This window comes from Brevibacillus dissolubilis (genome assembly GCF_006170445.1).
Lineage (GTDB): Bacteria > Bacillota > Bacilli > Brevibacillales > Brevibacillaceae > Brevibacillus_B > Brevibacillus_B dissolubilis.
Genome location: NZ_VCNA01000011.1, coordinates 100,662 through 122,048, shown reverse-complemented (window position 1 = coordinate 122,048; position 21,387 = coordinate 100,662). Strand labels below are relative to the sequence as shown.

Genomic DNA, 21,387 nt, shown 5'->3' with positions numbered 1-21,387 from the left:
ATCCGGCGAAGGAGGTACTCTTTTTTTGACTGACTGTAGCCTCTATTCCATCGTGCGTGGCTTGGTCGGATCACAGCCTTCGAGCGGCTCGACGATGGAGACCTCAGACAGCTTGATCAGATAGTAGCATTGCTCGCGGGCCATGTGATCCGGCATCAGGGCGTTGAGTCGTGCCAGGACTTTTTCGTCCAGCTCCAGTTCTTCGATTTCCTTGAGGAAGCTAGTGAACAGTTTCATCTCCAGCTCGACATCGGTGTTAAAACGGCTCAGGGCAGGGAATTGGCTGATGTTGGTGCGCAGATACCCCGCCATTTCCGTTGCTTTGATGAAGAACACTTCGAACTGCTTCATATACTCCATGAGTTTTTTCTTCAGCTTCTTCTCTACAGGGTCGAGATTATCGGCAATCCCCGCAGCGTGACCGACCGAGTCTGGCAGCCAGAGCAGGTGATAATGCAACGGATGGCATGGCGGCGGTACCTCGCCTGCCAGCAGGAACCCAAGGACACGCAGATACTCCTCAGCTTCATTGACCATATGATTAAAGAAAGTCGGTGTCAAACCGATCGCAATCTCTGAACGAAGATGCATGGCGAGCAGATCCAGCTTGAATTGGCGGATCTCGGCGGTATAGTAATTGGCTTGTTGGGTCACCGTGGACAGCTCACCCGCGGAGAGTGGTTGACGGGACTGTGCCAATAGATGATCGAATACAAACACAAAATACTGGGCGCGCTTGGCGATCTCCATTTCTTTTGGGGAAACGGTCTCCAGAATAAACCGGCCATGATCCCCCATCACCTGCAACCAAAAACGATGTTCAAACAAAGCGGCTTCAACAAAATTGCCTGTGCTCACGGGTGTCTTCCCTCCTTATTTCTACATCCCCAAGATATGTGCCTATGCCTAGTTGAGTCACAGATCAGGTAAAAAAATTGCGGGAGGTGTGATACGATGGGGGAAAAGGCGACGAGATGAGCCGAAGCGTCTGGGCGTGGGTATGGGCATCGTCCGCATGGAGAAAGGAGGTCGAGCAGATGATAGAACGGCCAGATTCGGTTGCAAAGGAAGGACAGGAACGGCAGCGCGAACAGCAACAGACACAGGAACAGCAACAGACACGGGAACAGCAAAGGGACGCCCTGCTGACCAAGCTTGGATTCAGGCTGGAAGGCGAAAAAGCCGTTCACAGCAAAATGGAGATCGAGTTGCCGCTTGCGGAACTGGAGCAGTACCAGTATGCAGGAGAAAAAGAACTGGATGCATACCTCAAATCCGTGTTGAGAAATCAATGCCTCGTACGCAAGACCAAAAAAGACCATCAGCCGCCAGTGTGACAGCGGGATGGTCTTCTTTTATGCGTGCTTACGATCTCTATGGAGCGGATTCTAGGGCGTGGAAGTCTTCTAGCAGCTGCGCTATATCTTCCTGCTTTATACCGCCTTGTCCATATCGGTGCTGTTCATACACCCGCGTAATGCTCTCTGCCAGCAAGATTCTTGCCGCATCCGTCCACACAGCACGGACTCTTCGCAAGAACTCCTGACTGGTCTCATCCGGCTCAATGACAAGCCCCTGTCCCGCCATATAGCGAAGAAAAAGGTAGTAAGTGTGGCGAACCGGATCGTCTTTTGGCACGCTCCACTTGGTTTCAAGTGATCGCAGTTGGTCGCTCTGTCCGTCAGAGCCTGTATCGGCAGGATGAATCACGCTTACTTGAGCAGGAGCGGCTGTGGTGACAGGTGCAGGCGGGGCATCGATCTGGGACATGTTCCGTCTTTTCCAGATCCACCAGCTAATCGCGAGCACTGCAATCAGCACCAGACCACCCGTGATATAAGGCATCGCCAGTGTAGCGAGAGAAGGGCCGTCCGCGAGAGAGCCGTCTGCGCCGGGATGATCAGAACCGCCGGGTTGAAGCAGGTCTTGGACTTTTTTATTCTGGCTGGTCTTCTCGGTCAACTGAGCAAGCCCGCCTTCGAGTAACTGAAACAGCGGGGTGAAGATATAGGAGGCGACTGCTTTGGCAGGGTCTTGAAGCAGAAGCCAGACGCCCCAGAGGACACCCAGCACCAGACTGCCCGCGAGTGCATAGAGAGCGGTGAGGCCAAGCTGTACCTGTGCCTGTTGCCACGTCAGCCTCGCCAGCATCCGTTGATCCACCGACATACCGGAGGGAAGCTCCCGTGTCAGATACTCTCCGTACCCGACCAGTGCATACCAGCCGACCAATACCGCCAGCATCCCGAACACATCCGCCGTATGCCCCTTATCTGAGAATGCCATGATGGCCAGAGTCGCGCCATACACCACGGCCGTACTGAAAAAACGGCGCAGATAATCATAGTCGTACAACTGCAACGGCACAACCGTCATGATCCGCCAGTAGAACAGACCAGCCAATACGACCGCCACCAGAGCGGAACCAACCAACAGATAGCTGACAAGCCCGACCACCGCTACGAGCGGATACAGCATCACCACCAGCACCATGCTCCGGCCGCCGCCTTGATACAGCCATCCACCCAGAGCAAGTAGAAGAGAGCCGCCAACCGCCAAAGCCAGCATCGTCCCAAAATCAGCAGAGAGAAAGCCGAGCAAGACCAAAAGTGCTACTCCGAGATGTGCCTCCAGCGAGAGCATCAACATCCAGCGCAGGGACTGATCCCATCTCATATGCGACGCACCTCCTTGTGAGCCAAGCCTCTGGCGATCGATGGCGTCGTTCCCATGTTCTCTTGGGCAAGCTGTCTCGCCCCGCCACCCATCTGCGGCGTGATCCGGCGTGGCATCGGATTGTCTTCCGAAGTGTCAAATACGATCACTGCATGCCCACGCCGAGCCAGCATCCCCGCTTCCGCAAGCACTTCCTCATCCAGCCGGGGCGTGACGATCACCCACGCAGATTTTTCGCAGGAATGTGTAAGCCGCCTAAGCAACACGACAAAAGAAGTAGGCAAGTACTGATGCAACTTCGCCAGATGCGTCATCACCTGCACATGGTGTGCCTTGCTGTTGCCCTGGGCCAGATGAAACCACTCTTTTCCACGCTGTTTGACGTTGAGGAGCAGTTCGTACATCTGATTGTCCCGGCGGCACCGGGTGGCGAGTGAGGCGATCAGGGAGATTGTCTTTTCATTGATGGTATCATTGCTGGTCTGCGTCCGCGCGTCATAGGAAGGCAGGATGTGCCCGACGATCACCCAATTGGCATACGCCGTATATTCAAACTGGCGTGTCTGCAACTCTCGTGTCTTGGCGCTTGCTTTCCAGTCGATATGCTTCAGCCTGTCTCCCGCCGCATATGGACGAATCCCGCGCATGAAGGTGACATCATCCTGCAGACGTTGGGCGGACAAGCGGTTGCCTTGTGGCTGTGTATGCCCGACCGAGAGTGGAGGAACCGCCTGCACCTCGGGATAGACCAACAGTGACAGCTCGGCTTGGATATCATGCCTGCTGACCTCTGTGGCGTACGGCCCTAGGATCTCCGTGCTCATCTCGGTCAGCCAGATCACCCCGCGCTTCTGCGGAATCAGGGTCAAAGTACGCTCCACCTGCGCGCGGCGGGGGAGTTGCATGACCAGTTGTACGTAGTTGCGCTTATTGATCCATTTCACCTCATCTGCTCCTTCCACCTGCACCGACTCTGGCAGGGAAAAGCTTACACGGGCAAAAGCCAGCGGCAACCACGAACGGTTCTGCATCGTCACCCGGATCTCGACAGGCGTATGGGGCATCACGCGCGTCATCTCAGCGGAGAGGGAGACGCTCACATAGTGGGGGATTCGGGGTGACCACCACCGATGAACAGCCAGCAGGAAAAAGAAGAATCCCCCGAACAGCCAGAGAAACCACGAGCCAGACACCAGCGCATAGAACAAAAACAGTGCGCCGAGCAGGCGAAATGCGGTATACGTGTTCATCATCCGCGCGCGCCCTCTTCGACAGGAGCAGGCACGCTCCGCAGGATTTCATCCACCACCTCATGCTCCAGCACATGAAGCTCTGCCTCCATCGTCAGGACGATTCGGTGAGCGAACAGGGCGGGTACGATCTCTTTTACATCATCAGGCAGTACGAACGACCTTCCCGCGATATACGCCATCGCTTGGGCGGCCCGCACCATCGAGAGCATCGCACGCGGGCTGATTCCGACTTGGACGGCTTTATGCGCCCGAGAGGCTTCGGTCAGATCGATGATATAATTCTCCACGGCTTCACTCACATGCACCTCACGTACCGCCTGTTGCATCTGAACAAGTTCACCCGTGTTGATCACCGGCTCTACTTTTTCCAGCGGAGTATCGGTACGGAAGCGGCGCATCATCTCACGCGCATCCTCCCGTGAGCCATAACCCAGCGACAGACGGAACAAAAAGCGGTCCAACTGCGCTTCCGGCAACGGATACGTCCCTTCTGACTCGATCGGGTTCTGTGTTGCAATCGTAAAAAATGTCTGCGGCAACTCCAGCGTAATCCCTTCAATCGTCACCTGGCGCTCTTCCATCGCTTCCAACAGACCAGACTGGGTACGCGGGGTAGCGCGGTTGATCTCATCGGCCAGCAGCACATCGGCAAAAGCAGGGCCGCGTCTTAGCTCAAACTCACTTGTCTTCGGATTAAAATAATGCAGACCGACCACATCAGACGGCAACAGATCAGAGGTGAACTGAATCCGCGAGAACGTCCCGCCGACAGACTGTGCCAGTGTCTTAGCGAGTACGGTTTTGCCCATACCCGGCAGGTCTTCTAGCAGCACATGACCACGCGCAAGCAGTCCAGCCACCAAAAGACGGACTTGTTGTTCTTTTCCGACAATAACACGGTTGATTGTATCTAGCAGGCTCTGAACCTTGGATTGAGGCATGGAAACGCTCCTTTATAGAAAGATAAATGTAGGGATAGAGATATCCTTCTAGTATAATCAAAGATTCCCATTATGTAAGTAGGGGCGGGTCGATTGCGGCGCATTCTAATGAGTAGCCCGAGATGCTGATAGACCGCTTGGCGCATCATCATCTGACAGTTCATCGGACAAAAACCGAAAGACAGGCAGCAGCATCCCCGCAAGCGACACCGTACAGATGATCACCCCGATCAGGACGAACACCATGCGCACCCCGAACCACTCTGCCAGCGGGAGGCTTACCAGATTCCCGAGCGGCATCACACTACGGATGATCAACAGCCGCACAGACAAGACCCGACCCAGCAGCTCGTTGGGCACGGTCCGCTGATAGATACTGGTACTATGGATATGAAAAAACGGCGCAGTCATTCCTGAGAGAATCTCCAGTGCTACCGCCACCCACATCTGTGTCACCAGCCCAAGTAGGATAAAGGTACTGCCACCGATCACCAGCGACCCCAGCATCATGTACCGCCGATCCCACCGATCACCCAGCCGTCCGACCAACAGCGAACCGAAGAAGTACCCCAAGGGAAACCCCGCGATGAACACTCCGTATTGAAACGAATCACCGCCCAGCTCGTCCCGCACATACGGCTGATTCAATACCATCGTCACCCCGACCGCCAGCTGTACCGAGGCGAGAAACATCCCCAGCCAGAACAGCACACGCTGTCTGCGGAAATAGATCAGTCCGGCGGTGAATTGCTGTACCCACGTTTCTTTAGGAGGGAGTGTAGCCGGCTTCCCGCCTTTTATCAGCAGCAGACATCCCCCGCTTGCCGCATAGGCCATCGCCACGAACAAAAAGACAGCCTGTACCGGCACGACCGTAACCAACATCCCGCCAACAGGCGGCCCAAGCACCATCATCAGCCGCGAGGTGGCATCGATCCACGCATTGGCTTGAATCAAGTGGTCTTTTTCCAACAGCATCGGCAAAAGGGCCATAGCAGAAGGCACATACAGTGGCTGCACCAACCCGTTCACCAGCGCCACCGCATAGACAGGCCACGCTTCCTGGACACCCAGACATATCAGCACCAGAGGAAGCACAAAAGCCGCCGCCCGTAACCATTGGGAGATGACCATCACCCACCTGCGGTCCCAGCGGTCAAGATACGGCCCGATCACCAGCTGCAGCAGAAGCGAGGGGAGCAGATACAGCAGCCAAAACCCGCCGATCGCTTCCTTAGAGCCAGTCAGCTCATACAACCAGACCGAGCAGACCAGCACCCCCAGCGTCCCGCCTAGCTGTGACACTGCCTCACCCGCCCACAGGATCACGAACGGACGGTTACGCCAGAGGGAGAGGGAGCGCTCCCCGCCGATATGTTTTCCAAGCACCCGCGTATGTTCCCCGCCGATCGAACCCGTCTGCGGCCTATCGCTCATCCTCGCCACCCCGCAAAGCCGCCTGCCGCTCCAAGTAATGGCGCAGCTCCGCATCCATCGTCGCAAGCCCCGCCTTTTTCACCTCATACACCCCATCGGTCACCCCGACCAGCTGAGCCGAGCGCAGCAGAGAGAGGTGATGATGGATCGTCGATTTGGCCAGATCCAGATGCTCGGTCAGCTCCTGTAAGGTCCGTTCCTTTTCCATCAACAGCTTCACGATCCGCAGGCGGTGCTCATCCCCCAATGCCTTATACCGCTGCACCAAGGAGAGCGCAGGACGATAGACATCCGGCTCCGCCTCCAGATTGTGATCGGCCACCGGATAATAAAAAATCTTCGTCTGCTCTATCTCCGCGTGGACGTTCCACGGACGGTAGGTCACATGCGGAATGAGCAGCACCCGTGTCACCGCAGGCTCCGGTGCATAGGCAAGCCCACCTGTCGCCCATTCCACCAATGCCTCTGGATGGAGCTTGTCTTTCATCGCGATTTTCTCCCCGGCATCCCGCGCAAGGATGCCTCTAATCTGCTCCTGCTCAGTTTCGGTCACTGCCGAGTACCAACCCGCCGTCACATCACAGAGATGACGCCGCAGCTCATCCGCATCCACCTGACAGACATAAGAGATGAGAGAAGGGAAAAAGGCATGCCCAGCCACCTCATCCAGCAGAGCCTGCATCGCATCCACGCTTCCTTCCGCTGCCAATCGGCGCAGCTCCTGCCAAGGCATCCCGAGATAGGGGAGGCAGCCATAGCGCAGGTCACTTGCCGTCAACTCTTGGATATAGAACAAAAACTGTTGAATATCCTCGAAACTCTTCTGATGCAACAGCTGAAGCAAGGCTTTCCACGTATTGTGCCGCTCTACCAGCTCCAATTCGGCCTGCAATGATGCGGGCAAGGCAGCCCTGCGCTGCGACCAGTAGTCAGCAGGCCGCTCCAGTGATCCCTGGATAGCCGTATAGGTACTGACCGCGATTCCTAACACGCATTCGAAAAGAATCGAATGCTCAATCCGTACCTCATAGCTTCTCCGCCCGCTTGTCATATCCAATACTTTCATAGAGATAGTGCCTCCTGAACCATTTTATGTCATTCTATAACATCGGAACGATTAATTCTATATTTTTCGAATCGATAATCAGAATAAGACCAGACTCCCGCAAAACCTGTCGGGATTCTGATCTTCATTCGACACGATCAGTCCATTGTCATAGGAAAAGGGATACCGTAATATAAATAGTGTTCGTAAGGATTTTTTTCACTCATCAAGAAAAAATTTCACAAGAAAGAGTGTGCGGTGGAGGGAGAAGCGGATGCTGGGAAAGAAATGTGACGGCTGTAGAAAGGTTTCATATGGAAGCGATACAGTCGGAGAGTGGATTTGCCCGTATTGCCAAAGAGACATCAGCCACGTTCAAGTTCAGATGGAAAGAAGCTTGCAAGCCGAGTTGGGACACGAACGAGTTACTGTTACACACGGGATGCTCGCGTACCAATAGAATCGCGTAGAAATAAAAGAAAAAGAAAGAACCCGCCGCGTCCGCCAGAGTTGGCAGAGGCAGCAGGTTCTTTTTTGGTTTTAGGCAAAAGCCTGTTGGAGTGCTTGATCGAGGTCTTCGAGGATATCATCGATAGACTCCGTGCCGACAGAGATTCGGATCAGACCAGGCGTGACACCTGCCAGTCGCTGTTCCTGCTCCTTCATCTGCTGATGGGTGGTGCTCGCCGGATGGATGATCAGCGACTTGGAGTCTCCCACATTGGCGAGATGGGAGAACAGCTTCACGGATTCGATCAGCTTGCGGCCTTCCTTGACCCCGCCGCGGATTTCGAAGGTAAGGATCGCGCCTTGGCCTTTTGGCAGGTATTTTTGGGCGCGGTCATACTCTGGGCTGCTTTCAAGACCTGGATAGCTGACGGATTCAATAGAAGGATGCTTCTCCAGATAGCGGGCCACCGCAAGCGCATTCTGCGAGTGACGCTCCATCCGCAGGTGCAGCGTCTCCAATCCTTGCAGGAAGAGGAACGAGTTGAATGGAGCCACAGCAGCACCGATATCACGCTGGAGCTGGACGCGTGCTTTGATGATATAGGCGGCCTTGCCCACTGCTTCTGTATAGACAATGCCGTGATAGGTCGGATCTGGAGTAGAGAGACCTGGAAACTTGCCGTTATTCCAGTCAAAATTCCCGGAGTCGACGATGATTCCGCCGATGGACGTGCCATGACCACCGATGAACTTGGTCGTAGAGTGGATCACGATGTCGGCCCCATGCTCGAACGGACGGCACAGGATCGGGGAGGCGAAGGTGTTGTCCACGATCAGCGGCAGACCATTCTCATGTGCAATCGAAGCAATCGCCGAGAGATCAGCTACGTCGATGCGTGGATTGCCCAGCGTCTCGCAGAACAGCGCTTTGGTTTTTTCATTGATTTTGGCCCGGAAGTTCGCCGGATCATCCTGCTTGACGAAATGCACGGTAATCCCCAGCTTCGAAAGCGTATGGGCCAATAGGTTGTATGTACCGCCGTACAAGCTGCTGGAAGCGACAATCTCATCACCGCTACCTGCGATATTGAGGATCGCCAAGGTGATTGCGGCCTGCCCAGAAGAGGTAGCCAAGGCACCCACTCCACCCTCGAGCAGAGCCACCCGTTTTTCAAAAACATCCTGTGTCGGATTCATAATTCTCGTGTAAATATTTCCCTGTTCTTTAAGCGCAAACAAATTTGCTGCATGTTCAGTGCTCTCAAACACATACGAAGAAGTCTGATAGATCGGTACAGCCCGTGAACCCGTCACCGGATCAGGCTCCTGCCCACCGTGTAGTGCCAAGGTCTCTAATCTCCATTGTTGATCAGTCATCCTTTATTCCCCCTGCTATGATCGGATATGAAAAAAAGCCTTCTCCCGAGAGGAAGAAGGCGTAACTACCGTAACAATACGCGCTATCATCTCCCAGAATCATGTCGATTCTGCTGGAATTGGCACCTTGCATGCTGCTCTTCTGCATGCCGGTTGCCGGGCTTCGTCGGGCCAGTCCCTCCGCCTCTCTTGATGAAAACGTAAGCGATTGATTTTTTTTACATTGTAAAAAAGACAGGAAGTTGTTGTCAATGTAAACTTTATGTACCGGATTAATAAACTTTGTGTATAAAATACAAAAATTTTAAAAAGGTTATTCAAATTCCGAACATAGTTGTGGTAATATATGTATTACAAACACATTCTCAAAAACACTTGCTCATAAGGTGATGTCATGAAAGCTCGTCATTGGATTACAGGTACAGGTGTAGTGGTGATTCTCATCGGTCTGTTGTGTCTGTGGGCATCCCGTTACTATCAGCCACTGCTGTATGTTTCTGGAAATGAGGTTTTGCGTAAGTCCGAGTGGGAAAGAATCAAACCGATCTACTTCCCGAATGGACCTTCGAGTGATGATGAAGAGTGGGACATGATTGAGCGGCGAAGCAAGGAAGAATTGGTTATGCTCAATGCTAAGCCCATGGGGGTTACGGTCAGCGATGAACTGCTTATGGAGCGGTTTAACCAGATCGCCCCAACACCCGAAGAACGGGCCAAAGTGCTGGCGGAGATGCACATGACGGAGGAAGACAGCAAAGAGAACATCGTACGCTCCATCACCGGCTACCGCATGAAAAACCTGCTTACTAAGGATGTAACAGTTTCGGATGAAGAAATTCGAAACTATTACCAAAACAATCTGGAAGCTTTCTTTGTACCAGAGCTTCGCACTGTGCGATACTTGCGGGCAAAAAAAGATATTCAGACTATTCAGGAAGAAATTAAGAATGTTGCACCTAAGAATTTTCCGGAATTCTTAAAGAAATACAACAATGACTTTGAAGGACACTCCGGAGGTTGGCATGAACTCACGTCGCTTAACCATTTGAGCACCCATATGGGGCCAAAGGTAGCTAAAGAAGTATTTACACTCCCAGCCAATCAAATCATCGGACCCATCTATGATACAGGTCAGTGGGTTTTCTGGGTAAACGTCGAGCGAATCGACCTTCCTTTCCAACAGAAGCTGGAAGACGTTTACGGCAAAATCCAAAAGACTGTACAGATGGAGAAAGAAGCTGCTTTCATGCAGCAATGGCTCGAAGAACAGAAAGGCAAGCATCCTTACGCATTGTTCCGAGAAAACATGGATCGCAGTAAGTTAGCTGCTTTTTGGTACGACCTCCCTGAGAATTTACAGCTTCTGTTCGCGGGTTAACCAACCCTCGCTATTCGAGACGCCTTAGCGTGTCGTATAGATAATACTTATTAGAAAAAGGAGAGATTTAGAATGAAAAAACGTGCTCTCGTAACCTCACTCGTAGCTCTCAGCATGCTGTCTGCAACTGGCGCTGCTTTCGCTGAAAAAGGCGGAAACAATGGTCCAGAAATCGCAAACGAAGCAAACTGGGATGCTGCTCCAGCTCCAGCTAACTTCGACGCTGAGAAAAAAGCGAAAAACGACAAAGAGAAAAACAACGCAGAAGGTATCACTACCGATGCAAACCCAATCGTAGTACTTGACCCAGGTCACGGTGGTTCTGACCCAGGTGCAGTAGGTAACGGTCTCCGCGAAGCAGACCTCACTCTCGATATCGCTAACCGCACTAAATCCTACATGTCCGCTAACTATGGTTTCACACCATACCAAACCCGTACTTCTGACACTTATGTATCCCTCGATGCTCGCGCTTCCTACGCGAACAGCAAAGGTGCTAACTTCTTCACTTCCATGCACATCAACTCTTACAGCACTTCTACCCCTAACGGTCTGGAAGTTTACTACTACCCAGGCAGCACCACCGGTCTCAACCTCGCTACTGCTGTTTACAACAAGCTGAAAGCTTCCTACTCCACTCTGCGTGGTATCAAAACAGCTGAATTCTATGTACTGAAATACACCAACATGCCAGCAATCCTCGGTGAAACTGGTTTCATCACCAACCCAACCGATGCTAGCAAACTGGGTACCACTACTTTCCGTCAATCCCTCGCTACCCAATATGCTCAAGGTATGCACGTTTACTGGTGGGGTTTCTAAGATTTAACGGAACTGATACCATCTACTCCTAAAAACACCCTGTATCGCTTTTTCGGAAGTGATACAGGGTGTTTTGCCGCGTTTTTGGGAGAATTGATCAATAGGTAAACGATACCATGCAACCGGATAGACGCATTGCGTGAACGAAAATAGAAACGTGAGGAGGAGCAATATGACTGATACGACATTCGTCTATGTCACCTACATCGCTACGACCCCCGAAAAGCTCTGGGAAGCTTTGACCAGCGGCGATTTTACCGAAAAATACTTCTTCGGAAGCAAAATCGAATCCGATTGGCAAGAGGGTTCAAGCATTACCTATTCGCGGAATGGACAAGTTACCGATTACGGAACAATACTAAAGTGCGAGCCGCATCGCATCCTGTCTTTTACGTGGAATTATGTAGCAGATCAAACCGACCGCGAGCAACCGTCACAGGTTACTTTTAAGTTGAAGCCAATGGAATCGACTGTCAAATTAACGCTTACGCATGAGAATCTGTTGCCTGCTGACCTGATGGATTCGGACGATACCTTTGAGGGATTAAATAATGGATGGCCAGCCATTCTGAGTAACCTCAAAAGCCTTCTTGAAACCGGAAAGACCTTGCCGCCCATCTCCATCTAAGCCTGAAAGGATCATAATCAGATCGGAAAGAGAGTTGATTTTTGGTGAACAACCTTACGAAAATGAAAATAGAAAAACCAGCTCATGAAGTATTTGAAGCCTTCGTTGACCCGGCAAAAATCAAACAGTTTTGGTTCTCATCCAGTTCGGCCAGATGGGAGCAAGGGAAGACCGTTACATTGAGCTATGAAGAATATCATGCGCAATTTGATATAGAAGTAGCCGAAGTGGAGCCAAACCATAGAATCGCGTTCTATTGGGGGGAAGGTGAGGAGCGGCATCTTGTTACGATTACATTGGAAGAGTCGGATCATGCGAGTACCATTATTGTAGTGAACGAAGAGGGCTTTCGTGACGATGATGAAGACCTGCTGCCTAAGCTGATCGACAACAAAGAAGGCTGGGTCTATATGCTGACCTGCTTAAAAGCTTACGTAGAATTCGGCATTACAACCTTGAGAGCAGGATTGGTGAAGTAACTGTCAAAAGACGGTTTAGGGGCCTTTGGGCTCTTTTTTTGTCCACGTATTCGAACCCATACGATTATACCAGCAGACAACCTTTCCTCTCTTATATTGACATGTTTCCCTCAACTGATAAAATCAAGAAAGACCTTTTGGAAAAGGATGAATGCTGTTGAAAGATTTCCTACGACCACGCATGAACGCGCTGGTGATCATTCTGGTGGTGATTGCCCTGGCGCTTATTGATACGTTTGTCATTCCAAGACTGATCGCCCCAAAAGTACAGGCCACACCGGAGTACCGTCTGTCCACCCGGTTTTCCTATGGGGAATTGAAAGCGCTTGTTGACCTGATTAATGCTGACCCGGCACCCAAAGTGATCTTGACTGGCGATTCTGTCATTCACGGCGGGGGAGTGGGGAGCGGCTCTGAGACGATCTCTTCCTTTTTGCAGCAAGATTTGGCGCAGACTGGATCACCTTATCATGTCTATAACGTAGCGTTGAGCGGTGCCGCACCGATTGATGTCTACTTTATCCTGAAGTCGCTTGAATTGGACAGCAGAGATATTGTGGTCTATGACCTCAACACTGGACATTTCACCAAGAAGCCGGTCAACTTCTTCAAAGCGACGCCGGAGCTTGCCAGCAAGTATCATCACGGTGAATCTCTCTATGAAGTGCTCGCACAGGGAGACAAGGCACTCGCTGACCGCAGCCGTATCGAGGATCAGCTGCAGCTGTGGGTGACCAACACCTGGAAGCTCTATACCTACCGCGAGATTCTCAATGACCGATATGAAGAAGAGGTAAAAGGCATCTATGACGAGATCCCACCGGTCAATCTGGAGCCGTGGTACAAGTCAGATTGGACGGAAAAAGTGAAGAATTCCGCGAAGCGCGGGGCTGTCCCTGTAGAGGAAGACGATACCTATCTTCGTTTCTTCCATTATATGCTTGAGACCGTGAAGGAAGACGGAGCACGTATGCTGGTGTTTAATATTCCGCTCAATCAGGAGATGATGGCTCAGTACGATATGATCGACCGGGTGGGCTACACTCAGAACGTACAGGTCTTGTCTGAGCAGATTGTCCAGCACGGCGCCATCTATGTCGATTATGAAAAGCTGATCCCAAGCCAGCACTTCACTGACTCGCTCCATCCGATGCGTGAAGGCAACCGAATCATCGCCCAAAAGCTTCAGGAAGATATCGGGCCTTGGCTTCGAGGGAAGGAGTTGACGCAGCCTTGATTTTTAATACATGGGTCTACGCGGCCTTTTCCTTACTGACGTTACTGATCTACTGGTTCGCGGTGCCGAGCCGGTATCGGGCACACGTGCTGTTGTTTGCGAGCTATCTCTTTTTTACTTACCATTTTCCGTGGCATACACTGTTGATTCTGGTGATGACCGTCGTGGTGTATACGCTCTCACTCAAGATTTTTGAGTACAAGCCGAGGGCCGACCAAGGGGAGAAGCTGCCTTGGCATCAGAATCCGAAGTTCTATCTGACCGCGATCATTCTGTTCTCCGTCGCCATCCTTGCTTATTATAAGTACTTGAAAATGGCTGTCAGTACGCTGAATGAGATTTTTGCCCTGATCGATTATGAAAAAGCCTTCGCCCTGCCGGAGATGGTGGTACCGCTTGGACTGTCGTTCTTCGTGTTCGAATTCATCCACTATGCGGTTGATGTCTATCACGGGCATGCGAAGAAGACAGGGCCGTTCCAATTTGCTCTGTTCATCATGTACTTCCCGACGCTGGTATCTGGTCCGATCAAGCGGTATACACCGTTTAATGACCAGACAGTCGAGATGGGGACATTCCGTAAAGAATATCTGTATGAGGGTCTGTATCGTATCCTGATTGGTCTGTTCAAAAAAGTCGTGATTGCCGATCAGATGACCCCGTACGCCAACTATATGCTTACACCTGCGACCGCTACTACGTGGGACCTCTGGATTGCCATGTATGCCTATGCGATCAAGATCTTCTTCGATTTCTCCGGGTATTCCGATATCGCCATCGGTAGTGCCAGACTGTTCGGCTACCGTGTGCCGGAGAACTTCAACTACCCGTATCTCCAGCGCAATGTCGCGGAGTTCTGGAACAACTGGCACATGTCGCTCTCCAGCTGGATTCGGGACTATGTCTATATCCCACTCGGGGGCAATCGTGGCAGTGTCGCTTTTGCCGCACGCAACTCGCTGATCGCCATGTCTGTCAGCGGTCTGTGGCACGGAGCTGCTTGGCATTTTGTCTTCTGGGGCTTCTATCACGGGATGGGGATCGCCATCGTCCGCTTCTACACCGTATGGAAAAAGAAGCGCAATCCAGAGCCGTTCCCTAAGCCGGTGACGAAGAAGTCAGACAAGATGGGCCCGCCGCGCATCGAGAGTCTCGGTCAGGTGTTTGCGATCCTGCTCACGTTTCACTTCGTCGCGTTTGGCTGGATTTTCTTCTACTGCGATTTTTCCACAGCCATACATGTGATCTATAAAATGTTCATGGGGGCGTAAGAGCGATGAAACTCCTTCATTATCTGTACAGTGTCGCGTTCTGGGTGATCGTGATCATCTGGGTGGTTATGGCAAGCACAGGCGTCGAGTCCAAGTTTATCTACACTGATTTTTAATACCTGCTAAAATAAGCATCAGCCGATCTCTGCCAAGCCTGGAGATCGGCTGATTTTTTTATGCCCGTGAAACAAATTTCTATATTTTTAGCCTAAAATATTTGACAAAATAAGATAATCAAGTATAATCGGTATTGTTAATCATTCTCAATGATAATGAATATCATTACTACTGTCTAGTGGATAAAACGGAGGAGGAGTAAGCAGAGATTATGAAAACAAGATATTTACTCCTGGCATTCCTGATCTTATCGGTCACATCGGTTTTTGTTGGTGTGAAGGACATTTCACCGCTTGATCTCTTCCATCTAAGTGATGAAAAACTGCAAATCTTATTGGTCAGCCGGCTGCCCCGTCTGATCAGTATCATCATAGCGGGTATGAGCATGAGTGTCGTCGGTTTGATCATGCAGCAGCTCAGCCGCAATAAATTTGTCTCTCCGACGACGGCTGGTACCATGGATTCTGCCCGGTTTGGGATATTGATCTCTATGCTGCTGTTTACCTCGGCCAGTCCGTTGCAAAAGATGCTGGTTGCCTTCGTCTTTGCTTTGCTTGGCACGTTCATCTTTATGAAAATTTTGGAGAGAGTGAAATACAAAGATCCTATCTTCATTCCGCTGGTCGGTTTGATGTTTGGCAATATCGTCAGCTCAGCAACCACTTTCTTTGCCTATAAATATGATTTGATCCAGAACATGTCCGCGTGGCTGCAAGGTGATTTCTCCGTGATTATGAAGGGCCGCTACGAAATGCTGTACATAAGTATCCCGATTCTCATCGTCGCTTACCTGTACGCCAATAAGTTCACCATTGCCGGGATGGGGGAAGAGTTCTCCACCAATCTTGGCCTGAATCATAAAAAGATCGTCAACATCGGTCTGACGATCGTAGCGCTCGTATCCGCGCTTGTCGTGCTGACCGTCGGGATGCTGCCGTTCCTCGGATTGATCATCCCCAATATCGTCAGTATCTATCAAGGCGATAACCTGAAAAAGAGCCTGCCACACACCGCATTGCTCGGAGTCGTGTTTGTCCTGTTCTGTGACATTCTGGGCCGGGTCATCATCTATCCGTATGAGGTCTCAATCGGATTGACGGTGGGTGTGCTGGGAAGCGGGATCTTCCTGTATATGTTGATGAGGGGGAGAGCTTATGCATAACAAGGCAAAGCTTGGTACGCTTTCCATCCTCGCCATCCTGCTAGTCGTCTTCTACATGGTCATTGATGCCGGTGGGAACTGGGATTACATCCTGCCGAGAAGGGGCAAGAAGATTTTTGCCATCATCCTGACAGGTGCAGCAATCTCGCTCTCGACGATGGTGTTCCAGACGGTGACCAACAACCGGATTCTGACACCGAGCATTATTGGGTTGGATTCGCTTTATATGCTGATTCAGACAGGGTTTCTTTTCGTGATGGGAGCCACCACGCTCACGATGATGAGCAAAAATGTGGGCTTCGTGATCTCTGTCGGACTCATGGTTCTCTTCGCCCTGTTGCTCTATCACTTCATGTTCAAACGGGAAGGACAGAACATCTATTACCTGCTGTTGGTCGGCTTGATCTTCGGCACCCTTTTCCAAAGCATCTCCACCTTCATGCAAGTGCTGATCGACCCGAATGAATTCTTGCTTGTGCAGGATAAGATGTTCGCCAGCTTCAACAATGTAAACACAGACCTGCTCCTGCTCTCGGTTGCCGGGATCATTGCAGTGACCCTGTATTTTATGAGATTCGCGAAGTACTTGGATATCTTGTCACTCGGCCGGGAACAGGCGGTCAATCTGGGCGTGAACTATGATTATGTAGTCAAAAGACTCTTAATCATCGTAGCGATCCTGATCTCCATCGCGACGGCACTGGTGGGGCCGATCACCTTCCTTGGGATTCTGGTCGCCAATGTGACCCATGAATTCATGAAGACGTACCGTCACTCGTCCCTGATCTTCGGTTCGATCCTGATCAGTGTGATTGCGTTAGTCGGTGGCCAGCTTCTGGTGGAGCGGGTCTTCACCTTCTCGACTACGCTGAGTGTCATTATCAATTTTGTCGGCGGTGTTTACTTTATCTATCTACTGTTAAAGGGGAACAAAGCATGATCGAGGTAAGAGGCATTTCCAAACAGTATGGCAACAAGAATGTGGTAGAGAATGTGTCCCTTCAGATCCCGACAGGTAAAATCACTTCATTCATCGGGCCGAATGGTGCAGGGAAAAGTACCGTTCTGTCGATGATGAGCCGTCTGATCAAGATGGACCAAGGTGAGGTGTTCATCGAGGGCCGCGAACTGAGCAAATGGAACAGCAACGACCTCGCCAAAAAAATCTCGATTCTCAAGCAGTCCAACCATATCAATGTTCGCTTATCGATCAAAGATCTGGTCAGCTTCGGACGCTTCCCGTATTCACAGGGGAATCTGACCAAAGAAGACTGGAAATATGTCGAGGAAGCCATCGCCTATATGGAGCTGACAGACATCCAGGACAAATACCTCGATCAATTAAGCGGCGGTCAAAGACAGCGAGCTTATCTGGCGATGGTACTGGCGCAAAATACGGAGTATATCCTCTTGGATGAACCGTTGAACAACCTCGACATGAAGCATTCCGTCCAGATCATGAAGGTTCTTCAGAAGCTGGTGCGTGAATGGAACAAAACGATCATCATCGTCATCCACGACATCAACTTCGCCTCCTGCTACTCCGATTACATCGTGGCGCTCAAAGACGGCAAAGTGATCAAAGAAGGCACGACAGACGAGATCATCGATCCAACCGTGCTCAAGGAGATCTATGAGATGGATTTCGAGATCCACAATATCAATGGGAACCAAATCTGTGTCTATTTCACGTAAAAACCGCACCCCAACCCTTGTTAGTCAAATGAATGATTTACCCATTCATTTACCTATATGAAAAACTTGTCAGAGGTGAACAATATGAAAGCCAAATTATCTATGATTCTGATGACGGTGTTTTTTGCCGTAATTGTAGCCGCGTGCGGCCAAGCTACTTCTGAAGTTAACTCCAACCAAGCAGAAGCACCAAAAGCTGCTGAATCCACACAAGCCCCTGAAGAAATCACCGTAAAGCACCAACTGGGTGAAACCAAAGTGAAGAAAAACCCTGCAAAAGTTGTCGTATTCGACTACGGTGTACTGGACACCATGGAGAAACTGGGCGTGGAACCAATCGCACTGCCAAAAGACTCCGTTCCAAGCTACCTCTCCAAATATGAAGACGCGAAGTATGAAAACGCAGGCGGCATCAAAGAACCAGACTTTGAAAAGCTGAACTCCCTCCAGCCAGATCTGATCATCATCTCCGGCCGTCAACAAGAATCCTATGAAGAACTCTCCAAGATCGCTCCAACCGTCTTCATGGCTGTAGACACCAAGAAATACATGGAGTCCTTCACTGAAAATGCGAAGACTCTCGGACAGATTTTTGGCAAAGAAGATGTAGTAGAGAAAGAACTTGCAGCGATCAACGAAACGATCAAAGGCTTGAAAGAAAAAGCAACTGCTGGCGGCAAAAACGGTCTCATCATTCTGGCTAACGGCGGTAAAATCAGTGCCTATGGCGCAGGTTCACGCTTCGGTATCATCCATGACGTGTTTGGTGTGACTCCAGTTGACAAGAACATCGAGGTATCTACCCATGGTCAGAGCATTTCTTTTGAGTACATCGTAGAAAAAGACCCTGATTATCTGTTCGTCATCGACCGTGATGCAGTTGTAGAAGGCAAGTCCGCAGCCAAAGCTCTGATTGAGAATGAGCTGGTTAAAGGCACAAAAGCATTCAAAAACGGCACTATCGTGTATCTTGACCCGAACTACTGGTATCTCTCCGGTGGCGGTCTGATCTCTGTCGCCGAAATGACAAAAGAGATCGATAACGTAGTGAAATAAGAAAAGTAGTGAAATAAGAACAGCCTATGTAAAAAGGGTTCCATCCTGGGAAACGAAACGGTTTTCCCGGATGGAACCCTTTTTGTCTAGATAAGATCTAGGAGTGAGAACGGATTCGTTGATACTGATACCCCAAGAGCCAACGGTTAGCATATGTATACAATACCAATACCAACAGATGCATGACCGGGAAGTAAAGGATCGACCAAGACGGAGATGTGATTTGCAAAATCCCGTCAAGATAAAGGAAGAAGTCACTCAGGATGATCAGGATCAGGAGGAATGCCTGCTTTTTATACTGACCATCCAAAAATAAGATCACAGTATACACAAACGATGTAACCAGGTAATACGTTCCATTCACGGCAGTATGGTCCCGTACCGCATCAATGAACCAGCCATACACCATTTGATACTGATAAAAAACAGTGGAAATAAACCAGACAATCGTAACGGTAAGGCAAAAAATGCAGAAGTATAGCGTGGTGAACCAGACGAGCGGATGGTAACGGGCCTTTAGCAGCTGATACCATTTACGGCTCAACCAAAAACTCAAGGGCAACATGACTGCCGTCAGATAAATGCTCCACCATTGGTGCTCATATAAGTTAAGAAATAAAAAAAGGATTTCAGTCCCGACAAACAGCAGACTGATGAGAAGAATCCAGATCCACCCCAAATCAAATGCTGCAATAAACGCACCGGTGATGGGGACAGACAGGCCTTGAGAGGCAATGGAGCCAATAATGCTGTCCGCGAATCCCTTAGGGAGCAGGTGGGGATGGTACGTATACCCGTTGAGATAGACAAGGGTGATCAATTCAAATACATAAGACAACCCAGCTAAAAAAAACCATTGTACCATAACCATGGGATCTCGCTTTTTATAGAGCGTATAAAACAATATAGCTAAACTAAATAGGATGAGGAGGAGAAACCAGAAGTAATTTGGCATTCATGTAATCCTCTCAAAAATATAGGTTGATCGTTATAGCTAAACATGCGTTGAAAAAAGTTTGTTACACACTATTTTCCCCAAAAATTCTTGGTATATGTACGTTGAACATAAGTTAACAAGAAGAAGTTCAGGATTTTAATAAATATTTAAAAGTATGTTAAGCTTCAGTAACATTTTTGGAAAGTTATATAAAAAACTATTTTTTTCTAGGAATGTGCCTTTACAACATAGTGTATACATGATAATAATTATATCAACAGGAAAAAAATATAAAAAAATGTCGTTTTTTGGGGTGGAGGACTTTTGGATTATCTAAGTGAGTTGAAAGATTTAGTCGTTCTTCATGCTCGCTCACAACATCTGAACGATGCCGACCTGAAATCTTTACTGAACCGGGTTCAGCGAGAGGAAGGGGACGATTCAGGTAGTTGGGCCTATGAGTGGATAGGACTTGGCAATCAATTACTCAGCTCCAATAAGACTGAGCAAGCGATCCAGTGCTACAATTTCGCCAGATTCCCCTACATCGACTCTACGGTTCGACAAAAGGCGCATAATCTGTGTATTCAAACTTTCCTGACGTTGGTAGAACAATCAAAGAAAAAAGTAGAGATCATTACGGTTCCCTACCAAGGAAACGAGATCAAAGTCTATGCGGCCGGATTGGACCACCCTAATCGACCGTTATTGTTTGTTATTGGGGGCATTGTTTCTATCAAAGAACAATGGTCGAAATTTTTATTCGCTTCTGAGAAGTTGGGATTTGGAGTCGTAGTAGCGGAATGCCCGGGGGTCGGGGAAAATCCTCTTGTGTATGATGAAAACTCTCATCAGATGATCGGATGTGTGTTGGATGCTTTGGCTGGTCGGATTGACGTATCTTCCACCTACTACGTCGGGATGAGCTTCGGCGGTCAACTCGGGATTCAACAGGCTCTAGTGGACAAGCGTATCCGGGGAATCACGACAGTTGGTGCTCCGTTATGTCACTTTTACCGGGATCAGGACTGGTGGAAGACGGTGCCGGAGACGACTAAGCGGACATTGGCCCATCTGATGAAAAAAGCCCCTGACGAGGTGTTCGAACACATCCAGTCATGGCAGATCCGTCCAGACGATATGAAAAAGCTGCAGATTCCTCTGCACTATGTGTTCAGTCTGCGAGACGAAATCATCCCACTCAGCGAAAAGGCGTTCTTGCTAGAGAATGTGCAGAACCTCGAATTGCTGGAGTTTGATGATGTTCACGGGTCACCTGGACATATGGGCGAGATTCAGAAGTACATTCCGTTGAGCGTCTTGCGTCAGCAGAGAAGCAATCTCGTGATGGCCAAGTTCGTTTTGGGAATGGGATTCAGACTAGAAGCAATGAAGCGTGTATTCCGACAGAAGTTCACTGTATAGG

Annotated in this window: 20 protein-coding genes and 1 riboswitch; of the genes, 12 read left to right on the top strand and 8 right to left on the bottom strand. The window is 50.1% G+C overall.

The features are described from left to right. Window positions 1-42 precede the first annotated feature (42 nt). The gene (locus tag FGI41_RS19530; protein ID WP_139492004.1) at window positions 43-858 is read right to left on the bottom strand and encodes a DUF2935 domain-containing protein; all 816 of its coding nucleotides are present in this window, start codon (window positions 856-858) and stop codon (window positions 43-45) included. Window positions 859-1,037: 179 nt separating this feature from the next. Between FGI41_RS19530 and FGI41_RS19525 the strand changes: the two genes are divergently transcribed. Further along, window positions 1,038-1,337 carry a hypothetical protein gene (locus tag FGI41_RS19525; protein ID WP_139492003.1) on the top strand — a complete coding sequence of 100 codons (300 nt, stop codon included), beginning with the start codon at window positions 1,038-1,040 and terminating at the stop codon, window positions 1,335-1,337. A 37-nt stretch (window positions 1,338-1,374) separates the two neighbouring features. Here the strand turns inward: FGI41_RS19525 and FGI41_RS19520 are convergent, their stop codons facing one another. The 6 genes from FGI41_RS19520 to FGI41_RS19495 form a co-directional block, all read right to left on the bottom strand. Beyond that, window positions 1,375-2,676 (bottom strand): DUF4129 domain-containing protein, encoded by a 1,302-nt coding sequence (locus FGI41_RS19520; protein ID WP_139492002.1) that lies wholly within the window; start codon window positions 2,674-2,676, stop codon window positions 1,375-1,377. Continuing rightward, the gene (locus FGI41_RS19515) at window positions 2,673-3,929 is read right to left on the bottom strand and encodes a DUF58 domain-containing protein (RefSeq protein ID WP_139492001.1); all 1,257 of its coding nucleotides are present in this window, start codon (window positions 3,927-3,929) and stop codon (window positions 2,673-2,675) included. The genes FGI41_RS19520 and FGI41_RS19515 overlap by 4 nt, the downstream gene beginning before the upstream one ends. Next, complete coding sequence (locus FGI41_RS19510) at window positions 3,926-4,870, bottom strand: AAA family ATPase (RefSeq protein WP_139492000.1); 945 nt, start codon at window positions 4,868-4,870, stop codon at window positions 3,926-3,928. Before FGI41_RS19510 ends, FGI41_RS19515 begins: the two co-directional genes overlap by 4 nt. A 105-nt stretch (window positions 4,871-4,975) precedes the next feature. Next, window positions 4,976-6,307, bottom strand: coding sequence for an MFS transporter (locus FGI41_RS19505; protein WP_176560358.1), 1,332 nt, complete (start codon window positions 6,305-6,307; stop codon window positions 4,976-4,978). After that, window positions 6,297-7,373, bottom strand: a complete 1,077-nt coding sequence (locus tag FGI41_RS19500) for an ArsR/SmtB family transcription factor (protein ID WP_139491998.1) — start codon at window positions 7,371-7,373, stop codon at window positions 6,297-6,299. Before FGI41_RS19500 ends, FGI41_RS19505 begins: the two co-directional genes overlap by 11 nt. Before the next feature lie 519 nt (window positions 7,374-7,892). Then, window positions 7,893-9,179 carry a homocysteine synthase gene (locus FGI41_RS19495; RefSeq protein ID WP_139491997.1) on the bottom strand — a complete coding sequence of 429 codons (1,287 nt, stop codon included), beginning with the start codon at window positions 9,177-9,179 and terminating at the stop codon, window positions 7,893-7,895. 83 nt (window positions 9,180-9,262) lie between these two features. Continuing rightward, window positions 9,263-9,378, bottom strand: a riboswitch (SAM riboswitch). Window positions 9,379-9,573: 195 nt separating this feature from the next. Between FGI41_RS19495 and FGI41_RS19490 the strand changes: the two genes are divergently transcribed. From FGI41_RS19490 to FGI41_RS19445, 10 genes are all read left to right on the top strand, one after another. Beyond that, window positions 9,574-10,557, top strand: coding sequence for a peptidyl-prolyl cis-trans isomerase (locus FGI41_RS19490; protein WP_139491996.1), 984 nt, complete (start codon window positions 9,574-9,576; stop codon window positions 10,555-10,557). 72 nt (window positions 10,558-10,629) lie between these two features. After that, window positions 10,630-11,379 (top strand): N-acetylmuramoyl-L-alanine amidase family protein, encoded by a 750-nt coding sequence (locus FGI41_RS19485; protein ID WP_139491995.1) that lies wholly within the window; start codon window positions 10,630-10,632, stop codon window positions 11,377-11,379. A 172-nt stretch (window positions 11,380-11,551) separates the two neighbouring features. Continuing rightward, window positions 11,552-12,007, top strand: coding sequence for an SRPBCC family protein (locus tag FGI41_RS19480; RefSeq protein WP_139491994.1), 456 nt, complete (start codon window positions 11,552-11,554; stop codon window positions 12,005-12,007). Window positions 12,008-12,051: 44 nt separating this feature from the next. Beyond that, on the top strand, window positions 12,052-12,486 hold the full coding sequence (locus tag FGI41_RS19475) for an SRPBCC family protein (RefSeq protein ID WP_255298546.1): 435 nt from the start codon (window positions 12,052-12,054) through the stop codon (window positions 12,484-12,486). Between the two features lie 157 nt (window positions 12,487-12,643). After that, on the top strand, window positions 12,644-13,723 hold the full coding sequence (locus tag FGI41_RS19470) for a hypothetical protein (protein ID WP_139491993.1): 1,080 nt from the start codon (window positions 12,644-12,646) through the stop codon (window positions 13,721-13,723). Next, a complete protein-coding gene (locus tag FGI41_RS19465; protein ID WP_176560357.1) occupies window positions 13,720-14,994 on the top strand; it encodes an MBOAT family O-acyltransferase in 1,275 nt (424 codons plus the stop codon). The genes FGI41_RS19470 and FGI41_RS19465 overlap by 4 nt, the downstream gene beginning before the upstream one ends. Before the next feature lie 328 nt (window positions 14,995-15,322). After that, window positions 15,323-16,273: an ABC transporter permease gene (locus tag FGI41_RS19460; RefSeq protein ID WP_139491991.1), complete on the top strand. Its 951-nt coding sequence runs from the start codon at window positions 15,323-15,325 to the stop codon at window positions 16,271-16,273. Continuing rightward, window positions 16,266-17,213, top strand: coding sequence for an iron chelate uptake ABC transporter family permease subunit (locus FGI41_RS19455; RefSeq protein ID WP_139491990.1), 948 nt, complete (start codon window positions 16,266-16,268; stop codon window positions 17,211-17,213). The genes FGI41_RS19460 and FGI41_RS19455 overlap by 8 nt, the downstream gene beginning before the upstream one ends. Beyond that, the gene (locus tag FGI41_RS19450; RefSeq protein WP_139491989.1) at window positions 17,210-17,968 is read left to right on the top strand and encodes an iron ABC transporter ATP-binding protein; all 759 of its coding nucleotides are present in this window, start codon (window positions 17,210-17,212) and stop codon (window positions 17,966-17,968) included. Before FGI41_RS19455 ends, FGI41_RS19450 begins: the two co-directional genes overlap by 4 nt. A gap of 84 nt (window positions 17,969-18,052) precedes the next feature. Further along, complete coding sequence (locus FGI41_RS19445; protein ID WP_139491988.1) at window positions 18,053-19,024, top strand: siderophore ABC transporter substrate-binding protein; 972 nt, start codon at window positions 18,053-18,055, stop codon at window positions 19,022-19,024. A gap of 97 nt (window positions 19,025-19,121) precedes the next feature. Here FGI41_RS19445 and FGI41_RS19440 read toward each other — a convergent pair whose 3' ends face one another. Then, window positions 19,122-19,979, bottom strand: a complete 858-nt coding sequence (locus FGI41_RS19440; RefSeq protein ID WP_139491987.1) for an LTA synthase family protein — start codon at window positions 19,977-19,979, stop codon at window positions 19,122-19,124. A gap of 306 nt (window positions 19,980-20,285) precedes the next feature. Between FGI41_RS19440 and FGI41_RS19435 the strand changes: the two genes are divergently transcribed. Continuing rightward, entirely contained in the window at window positions 20,286-21,386 is a 1,101-nt protein-coding gene (locus FGI41_RS19435) for an alpha/beta fold hydrolase (RefSeq protein WP_139491986.1), read from the top strand. Window position 21,387 lies beyond the last annotated feature (1 nt).